Below are 18002 nucleotides of genomic sequence, written 5' to 3' on the forward strand. Positions count from 1 at the left end.
AGGGGGGCGTCAGCTTTGGCGCGAGATAACGAAGCGCGCCGCCGCGATCAAGGCAGCGGCCCGGTCACCATAGGGGGAAACTGCGGCTTCCGCCTCGCCAATCAAGGCGTTTGCGCGATTTTTCGCGCCTTCCAGCCCCAGAAGCGAAACGAAAGTGGCCTTGCCGGCACCCGCATCCTTGCCGACCCGCTTGCCGGTCGCCGCCTCGTCGCCCTCGACATCCAGAATGTCATCGGCGATCTGGAAGGCGAGACCAAGTGCCGTGGCATAGGCGCGCAGCGGTGCGGGGTCGGCCCCGGCGAGAATCGCGCCCGCCTCGGCGGAAAAGCAGATCAGCGCGCCGGTCTTGCCGGCTTGCAGCCGGGTGATCTCGGGCAGGGTCAGCGGCGTGGCGGCGGTTTCAGCGGCGATGTCCAGCGCCTGCCCCAGCACCATGCCCTCGGCCCCGCTGGCGCGCGCCAGCCCCGCCACCAGCGCCAGCCGCCGGTCAGGTGCCCCAAGCGCCGGGTCACACAGCAGTTCAAACGCCAGCGTCTGAAGCGCATCGCCCGCCAGCACCGCCGTCGCCTCGTCCCATTTCACATGGACGGTCGGCAGGCCGCGGCGCAGGTCGTCATCATCCATGCAGGGCAGGTCGTCATGGATCAGGCTATAGGCATGCAGCGCCTCGACTGCCGCCGCAGCGGCCACCGCCGCCTCGGGCGCAATGCCATGCAACCGCGCCGATTCCAGCACCAGAAAGGCGCGCAGCCGCTTGCCGCCCTGCACCGCATAGCGCATGGCCTGCACCACCGGCACATCGTCCTGCGTGGCCAGCGCCGTATCCAGCCGCGCCTGCACCAGCGCGGCATCCTGTTTCAGCAGGTCGGGAAAGCTCACAGCCCCTCCGCCGGTGCGGTTCCAGTGGCGCGGCCTTCCTGAGCGCGGATCATCTCGACCTTTTCTTCCGCCACGCGCAGCTTGTCGGCACAATGCGCCTTCAGCTTCGCGCCGCGTTCGTAAAGCGCGATCGACTGTTCCAGCGCCACATCGCCGCGCTCAAGCTGCGTCACCACACCTTCCAGCGCGGCCATCGCCTCTTCAAAGCTCATCTCGGCAATCGGTTTGTCGGTCATCAGGCTCTCCGCATCATCTCATCGACATGGGCGGCAACAGAGGCGCCCAGCGCGGGCAGATCATAGCCGCCCTCCAAGGCGGATACCACCCGCCCGCCACAGACCTGATCCGCCAGATCGCAGATTGCGGCGGTGAGCCAGCGGAAATCATCCACCTCCCACTCAAGGCTTGCCAGCGGGTCATCGGCATGGGCATCGAACCCGGCGCTGACAAGGATCAGGTCGGGGGCAAAATCGCGCACCCGCGCCAGCGCAGGGGCCCAGACCGCCCGCATCGCCGCCCCGCCCGAACCCGCGCGCAGCGGCAGGTTCACCACCTGCCCATGTGCGCCGGTTTCCCGCGCGGCCCCCGTGCCGGGATAAAGCGGCATTTCATGGCTGGAGACAAACATCGCGCGCGGCTCGTTCCACAGCAGGTCCTGCGTGCCATTGCCATGATGGACGTCGAAATCCAGCACCGCGACACGGGACAGTCCGTGATGATCCAGCGCCCGTTTCGCCGCGATGGCAACGCTGCCGAACAGGCAAAACCCCATGGCCCGCGCGGTTTCGGCATGATGGCCGGGCGGACGGCAAGTAACAAAGGCGCGCTTCGCCTCGCCTGCCAGCACCGCGTCAACCGCCGCACAAACCCCACCTACCGCCCGCAGCGCCGCCGTCAACGACCCCGGCGCCAGCCATGTATCACCGTCCAGCATTGCCCAGCCTTGCGCCGGAACCGCTGCCTCGACCTGCGCGACATATCCCGCCGGATGACAGCGCAACACCTCGTCCCGCCCGGCCAGCGGGGCCGCGCGGCGGTCGAGATCGAACCCCGCCAAGGCCCGCTCAACCGCCATCAGCCGCGCCGCCTGCTCCGGGTGGCCCGGCGGTTCGGCATGGCCCAGGCAGTCCTCATGGCTGAACAACAGCATACGCCCGATGTCGGTCATTTTATGTCCTCAAGTATTCCGGATGTCAGGGGACACAGCCCCCGAGACCGGGCACGGATCAATCCGGCTGAAGCATATAGCCCGCACCGCGCACGGTTTGCAGATAGCGCGGCTGCTTCGGGTCAGCCTCGATCTTGCGGCGCAGCCGGGTGATCTGCACATCCACCGCGCGTTCCTGCGCCTTTTCGGCGCTGTCCGCCTCGGTCGCGCCCAGATCGCCCACCAGCGCCTCGCGGCTGACAGGCTCGCCGGGGCGGGCCGCGAAGATCCGCATGAGCTGCGCCTCGGTCGCGGTCAGCCGCACCGGCTCGTCCCCGCGCCACAATTCACCGCGCTCCGGGTCATAGCGCACCGCGCCCAGATGCAGCACCTTGGGCACCGCCACCTCGGGCCGTGCCGCCGGCACGCGGCGCAGGATCGCGTTGATCCGCAGCAAAAGCTCTTTCGGCTCGAACGGTTTGACCAGATAGTCGTCGGCCCCGGCCTCCAGCCCCTCGATCCGGTTGGCGCTTTCGCCCTTGGCGGTCAGCAGCAGGATCGGCACACCGCTTTTCGCCCGCAGATCGCGGGTCAGCGCGATGCCATTCTCGCCCGGCATCATCACGTCGAGCACCAGCAGGTCGAATTCCAGCCCGCCCAGCAGCCGCCGCGCCTGTGCCGCATCCCGCGCCACGCTGACCAGAAAGCCGTTGCGGATGAGGAATTTCTGCAAAAGCCCCCGGATGCGTTCGTCATCATCAACGACCAGAAGATGCGCCTGCGGTTCGGTCATGCTCCGCCCTCCTTCAAGGTCTGATACTGCCGCCGCTGATCGGGGTCCATCATCGCCTCCAGCACCTGCCGGAAACCCTGCACCGCCACCGGCCCCGCCGCGCGGTAAGCCGCCCGCATCCGCGCCCGCTGTGCATCTGACAGCGTGCGTTCAAGGTCTGCCCCCTTTGGCGTCAGAAACAAATGCCGCTCGCGCTTGTCCACCCGGCCCACCCGGCTTTCCACCAGCCCGTCGTCGATCAGCGTGCGCAGCACTCGGTTCAGGCTTTGCTTGGTCACCCCAAGGATCGACAACAGGTTGTTCACCGTGGTCCCCGGACTGCGATGGATGAAATGGATGGCACGGTGATGCGCCCGCCCGTAATCCATCCCGTCCAGAATCCGGTCGGGATCGGCCGTGAAGCCGCGATAGGCGAAGAACATCGCCTCGATCCCCTTGCGCAACTGCTCGTCGGTCAGGAACAGCAGGCTTTCGCCGCCCGATGCCGCCTCACTCATCACATCCTCCCTCACTTCGCAGCGAAGTTACGTCAGCCTTGTTGACTTTCCAAGATGCAACTGTTAGCGAAACGCAGTTTTCGCGCAACTTTATGCCCACAACGGGCCAAATATGCGCAACTTTTGGAAAATGGCCCCGAGGAGGCTTCGATGGCTGGCTATGATGACCGCGACGGCAAGATCTGGATGGATGGCAAGCTTGTGGAATGGCGCGACGCCAAGGTCCATATCCTGACCCATGCGCTGCACTATGCCTCGTCGGTGTTTGAGGGCGAGCGCTGCTATAATGGCAAGATCTTCAAATCGACCGAACATTCGGAACGCCTGCTGAAATCGGGCGAACTGCTGGACATGCCGATCCCCTATTCGGTGGCAGAGATCAATGCCGCCAAGGAGGCCGTGCTGGCCGCCAACGGCTTGACCGATGCCTATGTGCGCGCCGTGGCCTTCCGGGGCGCGGGCGAGGAAATGGGGGTGGCATCGCTTGGCAACCCCGTCCGTCTGGCCATCGCCTGCTGGAGCTGGGGCGCCTATTACGGCGACGCCAAGATGAAGGGCGCCAAGCTCGACATCGCCAAATGGAAGCGCCCCTCACCCGAAACCATCCCCACCGCCGCCAAGGCCGCCGGGCTTTACATGATCTGCACCATGTCGAAGCACGCGGCGCAGGCCAAAGGCTGTTCCGATGCGTTGTTCTTCGATTATCGCGGCTATGTGGCCGAGGCGACCGGGGCGAATATCTTCTTCGTCAAGGACGGCGAGGTGCACACGCCGCTGCCCGACGCCATCCTGAACGGCATCACGCGGCAAACCGTGATCGGCATGCTGCGCGCCAAGGGCATCACCGTGCATGAGCGCCACATCATGCCCGAGGAACTGGCCGATTTCGAGCAATGCTGGCTGACCGGCACCGCCGCCGAGGTCACGCCCGTCGGCCAGATCGGCGATTACATGTTCGAGGTCGGCGCCCTCACCCGCGACATCGCCACCGAATACGAGGCGCTGGTGCGAGCCTGATGGCCGAAAGGGGCAGCGCCCCTCGTCACGCGATGTGAGCCAAGATGAAGGGCCCGGTTCCGCAAGGTGCCGGGCCTTCTTTCAGGATCAGGCTTCGGCGCCACGGTCGATGCGCAGGAACTCGGCTGCGCGGCGGTTGCTTTCCGCCCTCTCTTCTGGGCGCTGGCGCAAGCCGTCCCAGATCCTTTCGCTGCCGCCCCGGTCGATGCGCAGGAATTCCCGCAGGCGCCCGCCGTCCGAGGGCGCGCGCTTGTCCGCAAGATGCTTGCTCATGGCCTTCTCCTCCGTTTGTCTGCCTTGAATATAGGACCGAATCGGTCCTTCCCCAAGCCCTCAGACTGCGGAGAGGCGATCCATCGCCCAAGCGGCGGCTTCCGCAACCGTCGGATCACTGTCTTGCACCAGCGCGGCAGCCACCGGGACCAACCTGGGATCTGCCGAATTTCCAATGGCATAAAGCACGTTGCGCACGAACCTGTCCCGCCCGATCCGCTTGATCGGACTGCCCGCGAAACGCGCCCGAAATGCGGTGTCGTCCAGCGCGGCCAATTCCGCAAGTTCGGGCGCACCAACGCGCGGCTGATAGCCCACATCCCGAGCCACCTGCGCGAATTTATTCCACGGGCAAACCGCCAGACAATCGTCGCAGCCATAGATGCGGTTGCCCATCAAGGCGCGCAAGTCGGGGTCCACCGGCCCCTTGTGCTCGATCGTCAGATAAGAAATGCAGCGCCGCGCGTCCAATTGATAGGGCGCCGGAAAGGCCCCCGTCGGGCAGATGTCCAGACAAGCGCGGCAGGAACCACAATGGCTGACCTCGGCAGCGTCCTTCGGCAGATCCAGCGTGGTGAAAAGCGCCCCCAGAAAAAACCAGCTTCCCAGATCCCGTGACAGAAGGTTGGTATGCTTGCCCTGCCAGCCCAAACCGGCCGCCTGTGCCAGCGGTTTTTCCATCACCGGCGCGGTATCGACGAAAACCTTGATCTCGCCCCCCGCCTGATCCAGCAGCCAGCGCCCCAGCCGCTTCAGCCGCCGCTTCACAAGATCATGGTAATCCTTGCCCTGCGCATAGACGCTGATCGCCGCCCGGTCGCGCTGCCCCAGCACCGCCAGCGGATCAACCTCGGGCGTATAGACCTCGGCCAGCATGATCACCGATCGCGCCTCGGGCCAAAGCGCGGCGGCCGACCCTCGCCAGCCTTCGCGCTCGGCCATCCAGCCCATCTGCCCGTGCCGGCCTGCCGCCAGAAACGCCCGCAACCGCCCGGCCGCTTCGGGCACGGCATCCGGCGCGCAGATCCCCGCCTTGGAGAACCCCTCCTCCACCGCCCGCGCGACCAGACGTTCCTTCAGCACCGAAGGCTCCATGCCGTTGCTCATTGCCCAAATACTCCGGGGGTCCGGGGGCTGGCCCCCGGCGGCCGGGTTCAGAAATCCAGATCGGCGTAATGACCGGGCTGGGTGAAGCCCGGCACCTGATCCGCCAGCAGGGTGCGAAAGCTCGGCCGGGATTTCAGCTTCACATACCAGTCCTTCACCACCGCATGCCGGTTCCAGTCTACATCCGAGATATAGTCCAGACAGCTCAGATGCGCGGCGGCAGCGAAATCGGCCAGTGTCATGCTGTCGCCCGCCAGCCAGCGCCGCTGATCAAGAAGCCACGCCATGTAATCGAGGTGATACTTGATCCTGCTCGCGCCGAACTTGACCGCCTTGCTGTCGGGATAGCCCGTGCCCTGCACCTTGCGGTTCACCCGTTCATACAGCAGTTTCGAGGTCACCTCGTTATGAAACTTGTCGTCAAACCAGTTGCACAGGCGGCGCACCTCGTAGCGGGCATCCACATCACGCGGCATCAGGGCGGGCGAGGGATAGGCCTCTTCCAGCCATTCGCAGATCGCCTGACTTTCGCTCATCAACCGGCTTTCCATCCGCAGCACCGGCACCTTGCCCGCCGGATTGCGGCGCAGGAAATCGGGCTGCTGTTCCCAGTACCGTTCCTCCACCAGTTCGACCTCGATCCGTTTCTCCGCCAGGGTCAGGCGAACCTTGCGGCAGAAGGGAGAAAGGGGAACGTGATAAAGTCGGTTCATGATGCTGTCCGGGGTCTGAGCCCCCCGGTGATACCCCTGCGGGCGCGGGGGATCAATGCCACTTGGCCGGGCAAGGCCCGCTCAATCCTCGAAACAGGCGGCGCGGCCATCGGCGCGGATCGTCTCGGCCCCGTCAAGGATCTGCCCGGCGCGGCGGCGCAGGCTTGCTGTGGGTTTTGCGGGGTTGCGCGCTTTCGGGTCGGGCAGGATCGCGGCCAGCCGCGCCGCCTGCACCGGGGTCAGATCCTTCGCGGAAACCCCGAACCAGTGCTGCGCCGCCGCTTCGACCCCGAACACGCCTTCGCCGAATTCGGCAATGTTCAGATAGACATGCAGGATGCGCCGCTTAGACCAGACCAGCTCGACCGGCGGGGTCAGCAGCGCCTCGGCCGCCTTGCGCGCCCAGTTCCGGCCCTGCCAGAGGAACACGTTCTTCACGACCTGCTGGCTGATGGTCGAGGCGCCGCGCCCGCTGCCCTCGGCCAGCGCTGCGCGGATCGCCTTCATGTCGAATCCCCAGTGGAGGCAGAAATTGGCATCCTCGGCCGCGACCACAGACCGGGCCATCACCGGCGCGATGTCATCCCAGGCAACCCAGTCGCTTTCGATGCCGCCCAGACGCCAGCGTTCCTGCATCTGGTAGAGGTTGGTCGGCACCGGAACCACGGCAAAGATCAGGATCAGCGCCAGCAGCAGGCCCACGACCCCGGCCAAACCGCGCAACAGCCAAAGCCGCAGCCGCGCCTTCAGTGGCAGGCGCAGCGGAATGACGATTTCGGGTTCCGGCGCCGGGGCTGATTTCTTCTTTCGGGTGGTCTTTGCCATGCCCCCACAGATCACGAAGCCCGCCCGGCGGTCAAGGCAGGCGGGCGCCGGTTCAGGCCGTGGGCGTGGCGCCGTGGCGGGTCAGCGCCTCTGACAGTTTCTGTTCCTGCTCGGCGCTCAGCGAGGTGCGCAGCACCCTGCCCTTACCCGCGAAGGCATCGAGCCCGGCCAGCACCTTGTCGGCGGTCATCTTGCGGATGAGGATGCCCAGCGCAGCGCCCCCCTGCGGCAGGCTTTGCCCGGTCTGCTTCAGGAAATCATCATTGATGCCGACATCGGTCATCCAGCCCGACAGCGCCCCTGCCCCCGCGCCCACGGCCGCCCCCAGCAACGGGTTGAGGAACAGAAGCCCGATCAGCCCACCCCAGATACCGCCGCCCGTCGCCCCGACAGCAGTCATGTTGACGGCCTGATGCAATTGCACCGTGCCATCATCCTTGCGGGTGATCACGACGGCGTCTTCCATTTCGATCAGATATTCCTGCTGCATCTTCACCAATGCGGCCCGCGCTTCAAAGGCGGTGGCCTCGGTGTCGAAAGCGATGATGACGAGATCGGACATGACAAACTCCGGTTACTGGATGCGCGCTCCCGATGAACGTGCGCCTTCGCGCGAGGTTCCGCCAGCCCTTTCACAAAATGATGACGCCCGCGGATGAACCGCGAGCGTATGGGTCTTTAATCCCGGTTGCGGCCGCCTTATTCGGCCGGGACCTTCGCCGCCTCATCCGACAGCGGATGCGGCAGGTGGACCAGCATTTCCTTCGGGCAGACCTGAAGGAAATTGGCACGCTCCGCCTCCCAGTCCGCAAGGATCCGTGCGGCTTTCTGACTGCCCGTCTCGGCAAAGTGGCGTTCGACGAGGCCCTTGACCTGGGCTTCCCAATGCGGGTGGCTGACCGCGCAGGTCACGAGGCTTTCAAGGTTCATGAAATCCTCTGCCACCCCTTCGGGATCGTAGAGATAGGCCATGCCGCCGGTCATGCCCGCGCCGAAGTTGGCGCCGATCTTGCCAAGAATCACCGCCACACCGCCGGTCATGTATTCACAGCCGTTGGTGCCGCAGCCCTCGATCACCACCGTCGCGCCCGAGTTGCGGACGGCGAACCGCTCGCCCGCCTTGCCCGCTGCGAACAGGTAACCATCGGTCGCGCCATAAAGCACGGTATTGCCGATGATGGTGTTCTGATCCGCGACCAGCGGGCTGGACATCTGCGGGCGCACCACGATCAGACCGCCGCTGAGGCCCTTGCCGACATAATCGTTGGCGTCGCCCTGCACCTCGATCTTCAGCCCTTTCACCGCGAAAGCACCCAGCGACTGCCCGGCGTTTCCGGTCAGCTTCACCGTCAGATGGTCGGGTTGCAGGTTGTTGCGCATCCCGAACTTCTTGACGATGTGGCTGGACGACCGCGTGCCGATGGTGCGCAGCGTGTTGCGCACGGCATAGCTGAGCTGCATCTTCTCGCCATCCTCGAAGAAGCGCGCACCGTCCTTGACGATTTCTGCATCCAGCGTATCCGGCACCGCATTGCGCGGCTTCGAGCGGTCGTAGGTCACCTTCTGCGAGCCATCCACCGTAATCAGCAGCGGGTTCAGGTCCAGATCGTCCAGCGCCTCGGACCCGCGGCTGACCTGGCTCAACAGGTCGGGGCGGCCGATGATCTCGTCCAGCGAACGCGCGCCGATGGAGGCGAGGATTTCCCGAACTTCCTGTGCATAGAAGGTGATCAGGTTCACCACCTTGTCGGCGGAGCCCGTGAACTTCTTGCGCAGGTCGGGGTTCTGGGTGCAGACGCCCACCGGGCAGGTGTTCGACTGGCACTGACGCACCATGATGCAGCCCATGGCGATCAGGGCGGCGGTGCCTATGCCGTATTCCTCGGCCCCCAGCATCGCGGCAATCACCACGTCGCGGCCCGTACGCAGGCCGCCATCGGTGCGCAGCGTCACCCGCTCGCGCAGGTTGTTCATGGTCAGCACCTGATGCGCCTCGGTCAGGCCCATCTCCCACGGCAGACCCGCGTATTTGATCGAGGTGCCGGGGCTGGCGCCCGTGCCGCCGTTATGGCCGGAAATCAGGATGATATCCGCCTTGGCCTTGGCCACGCCCGCCGCGATGGTGCCGACGCCGCTGGCCGAAACCAGTTTCACCGTCACCTTGCAGCGCGGGTTGATCTGCTTCAGGTCGTAGATCAGCTGTGCCAGATCCTCGATCGAATAGATGTCGTGGTGCGGCGGGGGCGAGATCAGCGTCACGCCCTTGGTGCTGTGGCGCAGCCGCGCAATCAGTTCGGTCACCTTCATGCCCGGAAGCTGGCCGCCCTCGCCGGGCTTGGCGCCCTGGGCCACCTTGATTTCCAGTTCCTCGCAGGCGTTCAGGTATTCCGCCGTCACACCGAAACGGCCGGAGGCAACCTGCTTGATCTTGGCGCAGGGGTTGTCACCGTTCGGGAACGGGTGCTGGTGCGCCGGGTCTTCGCCGCCCTCGCCCGAGTCTGATTTGGCACCGATCCGGTTCATGGCGATGTTCAGCGTCATATGCGCCTCGGGCGACAGCGCCCCCAGCGACATGCCCGGCGTCACGAACCGCTTGCGGATCGAGGTGATCGACTCGACCTCTTCGATCTGCACCGGCTTGCCCAGCGGCTTGATGTCCAGCAGATCGCGGATGTGGATCGGCGGGTTTGCCCGCATCGAAGCGCTGTATTGCTTCCAGATGTCATAGGACGCCCGGTCGCAGGCCGCTTGCAGCATGTGCATGGTCTGGGCTTCCCAGGCGTGTTTCTCGCCCGAGCGCCGCGCCTTGTAGAAGCCGCCGATCGGCAGCACGTCGCTGCCGCCCATCCAGCCTTTCGCATGCACCTCCTGCGATTTCATCTGGATACCGTGCAGGCCGATCCCCGAGATGCGGCTGTGCATGCCGGGGAAATATTCGGCCACCATGGCACGCGACAGCCCCACCGCCTCGAAGTTCAGTCCGCCACGATAGGACGAGATGACCGAAATCCCCATCTTCGCCATGATCTTCAGCAGACCCGCGTCGATGGCGTCGCGGTAGCGGCGCATCGCATCGGTCAGGCTGCCTTCCAGCAACCCGCGCGCGATGCGGTCGGCAATGCTATCCTGTGCCAGATAGGGGTTCACCGTGGTTGCGCCGCAGCCGATCAGCACCGCAAAGTAATGCGGGTCGATGCATTCCGCCGCACGCACGTTCAGCGAGGTGAAGGTCCGCAGGCCCTTGCGCGTCAGCCAGCTATGCACGGCGCTGGTGGCAAGGATCATCGGCATCGCCACCTTGCCCTCGCCCTGATGCTCGTCCGTCAGCACCAGATGCGCGGCGCCAGACCGCACGGCATCCTCAGCCTCGGCGCGGATACGCTCCAGACCCAGGCGCAGCGCCTCCTGATCGCTGTCTGCCGGGAAGGTGCAGTCGATCAGCGCGACCTGCGCGCCGAACTGCTTCAGCATCACTTGATATTCGATATTGGCAATGAACGGGCTTTCCAGAACCAGAATTTCGGTCTGGGCGCTCGATTCATCCAACACGTTTTTCAGGTTGCCAAAGCGGGTCTTGAGGCTCATCACCCGCGTTTCGCGCAAGCTATCGATCGGCGGGTTGGTAACCTGGCTGAAGTTCTGGCGGAAGAAATGGCTCAGCGGGCGATACTGCTTCGACAGCACCGCGACCGGCGTGTCGTCCCCCATCGAGGCGATCATTTCCTTGCCGTCCTCGGCCATCGGGGCCAGAACCTGCTCCAGTTCCTCGACCGTATAGCCCGCCGCGATCTGCCGCTTGCGCAGCGCCGCACCCGTGAAGGTCTGTTCTTCCGGGATGTCGCGCAGTATCGAGTTCAGGTCCACGACCTTCTCGATCCATTCGCTATAGGGCTGGCTGCGGGCCAGACGGTCCTTCATCTCGGCATCGTGGTAAAGCTTGCCCTCTTTGGTATCGACGGCAATCATCTGCCCCGGCCCAAGTGCGCCTTTTTCACGGATCGTGCCTTCGTCCACCGGCACCATGCCCGCTTCCGACCCCGCGATCAGCAGGCCGTCACCCGTGACGACATAGCGCATCGGACGCAGGCCGTTGCGATCCAGCCCGCCGCAGACCCAGCGGCCATCGGTCATCGCCAGCGCGGCCGGGCCGTCCCATGGCTCCATCACCGCGTTGCAATAGGCATACATATCCGCCCAGGCCTGCGGCATGTCGGCGGTCGTCTTGCTCCATGCCTCGGGGACCAGCATGGTCTTGGCCATCGGCGCCGAGCGGCCCGAGCGCACCAGAACCTCGAACACCGCGTCCAGCGCGCCGCTGTCCGACGTGCCCGAGGGGATGATCGGCTTGATGTCCTCGGCCATTTCCCCGAAGGCCGACGAGGCCATGCGGATCTCGTGGCTGCGCATCCAGTTCACGTTGCCTTTCAGCGTGTTGATCTCGCCGTTATGGGCGAGCATGCGGAAGGGCTGCGCCAGCCACCATTGCGGGAAGGTGTTGGTGGAATAACGCTGGTGATAGATGGCAAAGGTCGACTCGAACCGCTCGTCTTGCAGATCGGGGTAGAAGACCGAAACCTGCTCGGCCAGCATCATGCCCTTGTAGATGATGCTGCGGCACGACAGGCTGCACAGGTAGCAGCCCGCGATGCCCGCTGCCGTCACCGCCTTCTCGATCCGGCGGCGGATGATGTAAAGCTCGCGCTCGAACTGTTCCTGATCGATGTCCTTTTCACAGCGGATCAGGATCTGTTCGATCTCGGGGCGCGTCGCATTGGCCTTTTCGCCCAGAACCGAGGTATCCACAGGGACATGGCGCCAGCCATAGATGTAATGGCCCATGCGCAGCACTTCGGTTTCCACGATCGTGCGGCAGCGTTCCTGCGCGCCGAAATCGGTGCGCGGCAGGAAGACCTGCCCCACCGCGATCAGCTTTTTCGGATCGGCCTCATGGCCAGTGCGGCGGACCTGATCATAGAAGAATTTCACCGGGATCTGCACATGGATGCCCGCGCCGTCGCCGGTCTTGCCATCCGCATCGACCGCGCCACGGTGCCAGATCGCGCGCAGCGCATCCAGTCCCGCATCCACCACCTTGCGCGAGGGCTTGCCGCTGATCGAGGCGACCAGACCGACACCGCAGGAGGAATGTTCGTCCTCCTCGCGCCACAGGCCATGTTCACCCATGAAGCGGCGCTTTTCCTCTTCGGCCTTCACCCAGGCTTCATCATAGATCGTCATGGCTTACTCCTCGGGATTGGCTTGCAACGTGGCCAGAAACTCGGCCTCGGTCATCTGCTGGGTCGGACCGGCGAAGGCAAAGGCTTCTGGCTTCCGGTCGATATAGATCTCGCGTTCCAGCCGCTGCCCGGACAGATCGTCCAGAAGGCCCGCGGCCATGTAATAGTCGGTCGGCCCCACACCCGGCTTCAGCCGATACCACAGTGCAGACCCGCAGGTGCCGCAGAAGCTGCGCTCGGCCCAGTCGGACGAGGCATAGGCGCGGATGTGTTCACTGCCGGTCACGGTCAGATCGGCCTCGGGCACATCCAGGCTGACGAAGGCAGCCCCGGTCCAGCGGCGGCACATGGCACAGTGGCAGGCACCCAGATCGTGTGCGGGGTTGCGCACGGTCACCTGCACCGCTCCGCACAGGCAATGTCCGGTCAGATCATGGCTCATGGCGCACCTTTTGCATCAAAGAGTTCCCCGGCGTCTGAGACATCAGCGCACCGCATTCAAAAATCGGCTGGGTGGCGGCAAAGCCCGGTTCGCCCGGCTGGATGAACTGCACCGGGCTGCCATCCGACGGAAACCACTCGCCGTTTTCATCCCATTCCGACGGGCCAGCAAAGAACATCCGCCATTCGGGATGGATGTATTCATTGCCCCGCGCGTGACGCAGCACATTGCCATCCGGGTCGGTCTCGGTGAACTCGAACTCGGTCTGTTGCAGCGTCACGCCATCGATGACGAAGCTTTTGCCGGTCAGCGCATCATAGCCGGTGACATGACTGCGCGCGCCATTGTCCTTGGAAAGGCGGAAATCGAAATCGTCGCGCCCGGCCAGAAGCGCGTCGAAACTGGCGGGATCCGCCGGGTTCGCATCCAGCGTTTGCCGCACCTGCGGGTTCAGCTCGAAACTTTCAACCCACTGGGTCTGGTTGTCGATCCGGCTGAGGAAATAGATCCCCTCCTGATCGAAATCGGCGCGCCACTTGTCGCCCGGCTGATCGGCGGTGCAGGTGTAGTGGTTCGAGACCCGGCACCCGCGCGATTGCACGGTCAGATAGGTCTCGCAACCGGCCGGGGCGGCAAAGCTGCCCGCGCAGGCCGGTGTGGCGCCAAGCGCCAGAAACAAAGCGATTGCGTATTTCATGCCTCACCCTCCGCATCGGGCACCGCGAGCTGGGTCCCTTGCAGCGTCTCGGCCAGAACCTGCCGCAGACGACGCGTCCGGCGCCCGAAGGCCAGTTGCGCAGCCTCGTCAAGAATACCGGCGTGGAACATCCGCATGACCGTATCATGCCGCACACCGGGCAACATGAAACAATGCGCATTCGGCGCGGGGCGCAGCAGCCTGCTTTGCGCCCGCTCACGCGCATGGGCGCCGAAAATGATGTAATGTTGCGTCCTGTCTGCCATCACATCGCGCACGTCGGAAATACGGAACGTCTCGATCTGCTCACGAAAGGGCATCCAGCGCGATTCGTCCGGCACGACCGCCGGATCGACGGAAAACTGCGGCGACAGCGCCAGCGCCGCGTCAACCTGCGTGAACCCCCCAAGCGCCAGCGCGGAAAAACCGCCCAGCGAATGCCCCATGGCCACCACTTCGGTCGCCCCGACCTCGGCCGCCTCCGCCTCGACCAGCGACACCACATCCTCGATCAGCCCCGGCGCATTCAGCCAGCTACGACGCGGATCAGCGATGTAAAGCGCATGATCCCGGCCCGCACCGCTGGCAGTCTTGGCAAATTCCAGCCGCGGAGGGCGTCGGCGATCCCGGCCAACACCGGAGAAGCAGACCACCAGACGCCGCCCCTCGCCGCGATGACGCCAGACGCGCAGCGCCCGGTCATCGCGCAGCGTCGAGATTTCCACATCCGGGCGGGCAGCAGGCGACGAAGGCGCCGCCGCGCTGCCTTCCGCCGATGCTGGTGCCGTCTCGCCCATGATCGGGCCCTCTCATTTCAGGTCAGAAAGACTGCCGCATCATGCGGCAGACAAGGGATTCCCGGCGCCAGCCCTTATTCGGCGGCGACGCTTGCCGGCTGCGCCAGATAGGCTTCGATCGCATCGGCGGCCTCGCGCCCGTCGCGGATCGCCCAGACCACAAGGCTGGCGCCGCGCACGATGTCGCCCGCGGCGAACACGCCCGGAAGCGCCGTCTGATGGGTCTGGAAATCGGCCTTCACGGTGCCCCAGCGGGTCACGGCAAGTTCCGGCACGCCCCAGAGCGTCGGCAGATCCTCAGGTTCAAACCCCAGCGCGGTGATCACCAGATCGGCGGGTTCGACGTAATCCGCACCCTCGATCACCTCGGGGGTCTGGCGGCCGGTCGCGTCGGGGGCGCCAAGGCGCATCTTCTGCACCATCACGCCTTCGACCGCCCCATTCCCGGCAAAGCCCTTGGGCGCCGCCAGCCAGACGAATTCGACGCCCTCTTCCTCGGCATTCTGGGTCTCGCGGCGCGAGCCGGGCATATTGGCCTTGTCGCGGCGATAGAGACATTTGACCGAAGTTGCGCCCTGACGGATCGCCGTGCGCACGCAGTCCATCGCCGTATCGCCACCGCCGATCACCACCACGCGCTTGCCGCTGGCATCCAGATCGCCATTGTCGAAGGCCTCGACCTCGTCACCAAAGCTTTTGCGGTTCGAGGCGGTCAGGTAATCCAGCGCCTGAACGATCCCCTTCTGGCCGACACCCGGCCCACCGACGTCGCGCATCTTGTAGACGCCCGTGGCGATCAGCACCGCGTCATGCTGGCCGCGAATGGCATCGAAGCTCAGATCTTCGCCAACCTTGCAGTTCATCACGAAGCTGACGCCCGAGGCTTCCAGTTGGTCGATGCGCTGCATCACCACCGGCTTTTCAAGCTTGAAGCCGGGGATTCCATAGGTCAGCAGCCCGCCCGCACGATCATAGCGGTCATAGACCGTGACCTGAAAACCCTTGCGGCGCAGCATGTCTGCCGCAGCAAGGCCGCCCGGACCCGCGCCGATGATACCCACGCTTTCGGCGCGTTCCACCGCCGGCTTAACCGGCTTTACCCAGCCGTTTTCCCAAGCGGTATCAGTGATGTATTTCTCGACCGAACCAATGGTCACGGTGCCATGGCCCGATTGTTCAATCACACAATTGCCTTCACACAGCCGGTCTTGCGGGCAGATGCGGCCGCAGATCTCGGGAAAGGTGTTGGTCGCCTGGCTCAGCGCATAGGCCTCTTCCAGACGGCCCGAGGCGGTCATGCGCAGCCAGTCGGGGATGTTGTTGTGCAACGGGCAATGCGACTGGCAATAGGGCACGCCGCACTGGCTGCACCGGCTGGCCTGTTCCGCCGCCTTCTGCGCGGCAAACTCCCGATAGATTTCATGGAAATCCTGCGCACGCAGATCGGCCGGACGCTTCTCGGGCATTTCCCGATCGACGGTCACAAACTGAAGCATCCGTTCCTTGGCCATGAGCCACGCCTCCCTCGGCAAATCGGTGGGTGCGCATTGATACTCCGGGCCGGATTCGAATAAAAGTCAGTATAGTTTACCTATATGCGGCTTTTTTCGAAAAAACGTCTGCCATTCTGACTTAAATCTCTCAATTTAGGTAAGAACGATTTCCCTATCACATCAGAAGCCCAGCAAAAGAGCCGTCAAGGCCATCCCGCCGACAATGATTCGCCACCAGCCGAACAGCGCATAGCCATGGCGCGAGACGTAGCCGAGCAGCCATTTCACCACCAGAACTGCGGAAATCAGGGCCAGAACGAAGCCCACCGCGATTTCGGTCATCGCGCCGCTGTCCAGCATGTGCCGGCTTTTCCACAGGTCATAGGCAAAGGCCGCACCCATGGTCGGCATCGACAGGAAGAAGGAAAACTCTGCCGCGCCACGCTTGCCAACACCCAGAAGCAAGCCCCCGACAATGGTAGAGCCGGAGCGCGAGACACCGGGGATCATCGCAAGGCACTGGAACAGGCCGATTTTCAGCGCCACGCCCAAGGGCACATCCGTCGCGTCCTCATAGCGCGGCGTCAGCCTCATGCGATCCACCCACAACAGAACCACCCCGCCCCACAGCAGGTTGATGGCGATCAACATAGGCGTTTCGAACAGGACCCGTTTGATGAAGTCATGCGCCAGCACCCCCACCACCACGGCAGGAAAGAAGGCCAGCGCGACGGCGACGATGAAGCGGAACGATTTCGGGTCGCTGCGGGCGGTAGAAAACACCTGCCACAGCTTTGCCGAATAGACCGACAGCACCGCCAGAACAGCGCCAAGCTGGATCACCACCTCAAAGGTCTTGCCCGCGCTTTCAAAGCCGATGAAATGCCCCAGAAGCAGCAGATGTCCGGTCGAGGAGACCGGAATGAACTCGGTCAGGCCCTCGACAATGCCGAGGACCGCGGCGCTCAGCAGCGACTGGTCGGCCATGAATCAGGCCTTGCGCAGGTTCTTTGCCGAAGCCTTGATCGCGTCATACTGGCCGGACGGACGATAGGGCCACAGGTAATCGGGCAGCACCGCGCCCATGGCGGCGGGCTGGATTCCAAGGTCGGCAAAGCCCTTGGCCCCCGGCGCCACCACGTTGTCGCGGTAAAGATTCTTCAACTGATCGCCGGTCAGAACCTTGTTTTCGATCAGGCCCAGCGTCACCGCCTGCACGGCATCAAAACCGAAAGCAATCAGACGGCCAACAAAACGCGGCAGCGGCAGCAGCAGGCGGCGGCGGTTGATGACATGCAGCATGCCCTTCATCAGGTCATGGAAGCTTTCAACATCCGGGCCGCCCAGCTCATAAACGCCCGGTGCGGCCTGCCCCAGGGCACCTTTCACGGCGGCCGCAGCCACATCCTCGACATGCACAGGCTGGAACCGGGTCGCGGCGCCAAACATCGGGATTACCGGCGCCATCCGCGCCATGGCGGCGAAACGGTTGAAGAAGCCATCCTCGTTGCCGAAGATGATCGAGGGGCGCAGGATCATCGCCGACGGGAAGGCAGCCAGAACAGCGGCCTCACCCTCGGCCTTGGTGCGTGAATAGTCGCTGTCGCTGTCCTTGTCGGCGCCCAGCGCCGAAACATGCACCAGATGCGCCACACCCGCCTCGGCCGCAAGCCGCGCCACCCGGCCGGCACCTTCGGCCTGCACGGCATCGAAGCCGTTTTTGCCGACTGCGTTCAGGATGCCCACGCAGTTCACCACGGCATCGGCGCCGGTCAGCGCCGCGCGCACGCTTGCATCGTCACGGATGTTGCACAGCACAGGCTCCACCTGCCCCACAACGCCATAGGGGCGCACGAACAGCGCCTCGTTCGGGCGACGGACAGCGACGCGCACGCGCCAGCCCTCTTTCGCCATGCGCCGCGCCACATAGCGCCCCACGAAGCCCGAACCCCCGAAGATCGTGACCAGCTTGCTCATGCTACGAGCCCTTCCCGGATGCTGCATTTTCGCCTGTCTCCATAACTTTAAGGGGATTTCCAAACAAGTCGCAAATCCTGTGAAGATTTTGCGATCCCCCCTGTTGAC

General features: G+C 64.4%; 18 protein-coding genes. 1 reads left to right on the forward strand and 17 read right to left on the reverse strand.

The features are described 5' to 3' along the window. Window positions 1–9: 9 nt before the first annotated feature. From D2N39_RS19875 to D2N39_RS19895, 5 genes are read right to left on the reverse strand one after another with little or no spacing between them, the layout of a single operon-like run. A complete protein-coding gene (locus D2N39_RS19875; protein ID WP_119136528.1) occupies window positions 10–879 on the reverse strand; it encodes a polyprenyl synthetase family protein in 870 nt (289 codons plus the stop codon). After that, window positions 876–1115 (reverse strand): exodeoxyribonuclease VII small subunit, encoded by a 240-nt coding sequence (locus tag D2N39_RS19880; protein WP_054304030.1) that lies wholly within the window; start codon window positions 1113–1115, stop codon window positions 876–878. Before D2N39_RS19880 ends, D2N39_RS19875 begins: the two co-directional genes overlap by 4 nt. Then, a complete protein-coding gene (locus tag D2N39_RS19885) occupies window positions 1115–2047 on the reverse strand; it encodes a histone deacetylase family protein (protein ID WP_233557320.1) in 933 nt (310 codons plus the stop codon). The genes D2N39_RS19880 and D2N39_RS19885 overlap by 1 nt, the downstream gene beginning before the upstream one ends. A 58-nt stretch (window positions 2048–2105) precedes the next feature. Beyond that, on the reverse strand, window positions 2106–2819 hold the full coding sequence (locus tag D2N39_RS19890) for a response regulator (RefSeq protein WP_119136529.1): 714 nt from the start codon (window positions 2817–2819) through the stop codon (window positions 2106–2108). Then, on the reverse strand, window positions 2816–3316 hold the full coding sequence (locus D2N39_RS19895; RefSeq protein WP_119136530.1) for a MarR family winged helix-turn-helix transcriptional regulator: 501 nt from the start codon (window positions 3314–3316) through the stop codon (window positions 2816–2818). Before D2N39_RS19895 ends, D2N39_RS19890 begins: the two co-directional genes overlap by 4 nt. 150 nt (window positions 3317–3466) lie before the next feature. Between D2N39_RS19895 and D2N39_RS19900 the strand changes: the two genes are divergently transcribed. Further along, complete coding sequence (locus D2N39_RS19900; RefSeq protein WP_119136564.1) at window positions 3467–4333, forward strand: branched-chain amino acid aminotransferase; 867 nt, start codon at window positions 3467–3469, stop codon at window positions 4331–4333. 87 nt (window positions 4334–4420) lie between these two features. Here the strand turns inward: D2N39_RS19900 and D2N39_RS19905 are convergent, their stop codons facing one another. The 12 genes from D2N39_RS19905 to D2N39_RS19960 all read right to left on the reverse strand — a co-directional run bounded on the left by D2N39_RS19905 (window position 4421) and on the right by D2N39_RS19960 (window position 17894). After that, on the reverse strand, window positions 4421–4606 hold the full coding sequence (locus D2N39_RS19905) for a hypothetical protein (RefSeq protein WP_119136531.1): 186 nt from the start codon (window positions 4604–4606) through the stop codon (window positions 4421–4423). 60 nt (window positions 4607–4666) lie between these two features. Beyond that, window positions 4667–5713, reverse strand: coding sequence for a tRNA epoxyqueuosine(34) reductase QueG (gene queG, locus D2N39_RS19910; RefSeq protein ID WP_233557321.1), 1047 nt, complete (start codon window positions 5711–5713; stop codon window positions 4667–4669). Window positions 5714–5760: 47 nt separating this feature from the next. Then, the gene (fzlA, locus tag D2N39_RS19915; protein WP_119136532.1) at window positions 5761–6426 is read right to left on the reverse strand and encodes an FtsZ-binding protein FzlA; all 666 of its coding nucleotides are present in this window, start codon (window positions 6424–6426) and stop codon (window positions 5761–5763) included. An 81-nt stretch (window positions 6427–6507) separates the two neighbouring features. Further along, complete coding sequence (mtgA, locus tag D2N39_RS19920; protein WP_119136533.1) at window positions 6508–7251, reverse strand: monofunctional biosynthetic peptidoglycan transglycosylase; 744 nt, start codon at window positions 7249–7251, stop codon at window positions 6508–6510. Window positions 7252–7303: 52 nt separating this feature from the next. Continuing rightward, complete coding sequence (locus tag D2N39_RS19925; RefSeq protein ID WP_119136534.1) at window positions 7304–7813, reverse strand: DUF1269 domain-containing protein; 510 nt, start codon at window positions 7811–7813, stop codon at window positions 7304–7306. Between the two features lie 137 nt (window positions 7814–7950). Then, window positions 7951–12489: a glutamate synthase large subunit gene (gene gltB, locus D2N39_RS19930; protein WP_119136535.1), complete on the reverse strand. Its 4539-nt coding sequence runs from the start codon at window positions 12487–12489 to the stop codon at window positions 7951–7953. 3 nt (window positions 12490–12492) lie between these two features. Continuing rightward, window positions 12493–12930 (reverse strand): GFA family protein, encoded by a 438-nt coding sequence (locus D2N39_RS19935; protein ID WP_119136536.1) that lies wholly within the window; start codon window positions 12928–12930, stop codon window positions 12493–12495. Then, window positions 12920–13627 carry a hypothetical protein gene (locus D2N39_RS19940; RefSeq protein WP_119136537.1) on the reverse strand — a complete coding sequence of 236 codons (708 nt, stop codon included), beginning with the start codon at window positions 13625–13627 and terminating at the stop codon, window positions 12920–12922. Before D2N39_RS19940 ends, D2N39_RS19935 begins: the two co-directional genes overlap by 11 nt. Beyond that, the gene (locus D2N39_RS19945) at window positions 13624–14424 is read right to left on the reverse strand and encodes an alpha/beta fold hydrolase (RefSeq protein WP_119136538.1); all 801 of its coding nucleotides are present in this window, start codon (window positions 14422–14424) and stop codon (window positions 13624–13626) included. The genes D2N39_RS19940 and D2N39_RS19945 overlap by 4 nt, the downstream gene beginning before the upstream one ends. Before the next feature lie 74 nt (window positions 14425–14498). Continuing rightward, window positions 14499–15935 carry an NAD(P)-dependent oxidoreductase gene (locus D2N39_RS19950; RefSeq protein WP_119136539.1) on the reverse strand — a complete coding sequence of 479 codons (1437 nt, stop codon included), beginning with the start codon at window positions 15933–15935 and terminating at the stop codon, window positions 14499–14501. A 162-nt stretch (window positions 15936–16097) separates the two neighbouring features. Beyond that, window positions 16098–16904: an undecaprenyl-diphosphate phosphatase gene (locus D2N39_RS19955; protein WP_119136540.1), complete on the reverse strand. Its 807-nt coding sequence runs from the start codon at window positions 16902–16904 to the stop codon at window positions 16098–16100. 3 nt (window positions 16905–16907) lie between these two features. Then, window positions 16908–17894 (reverse strand): complex I NDUFA9 subunit family protein, encoded by a 987-nt coding sequence (locus tag D2N39_RS19960; RefSeq protein WP_119136541.1) that lies wholly within the window; start codon window positions 17892–17894, stop codon window positions 16908–16910. Window positions 17895–18002 lie beyond the last annotated feature (108 nt).

This window comes from Gemmobacter lutimaris (assembly GCF_003570715.1).
GTDB lineage: Bacteria > Pseudomonadota > Alphaproteobacteria > Rhodobacterales > Rhodobacteraceae > Gemmobacter > Gemmobacter lutimaris.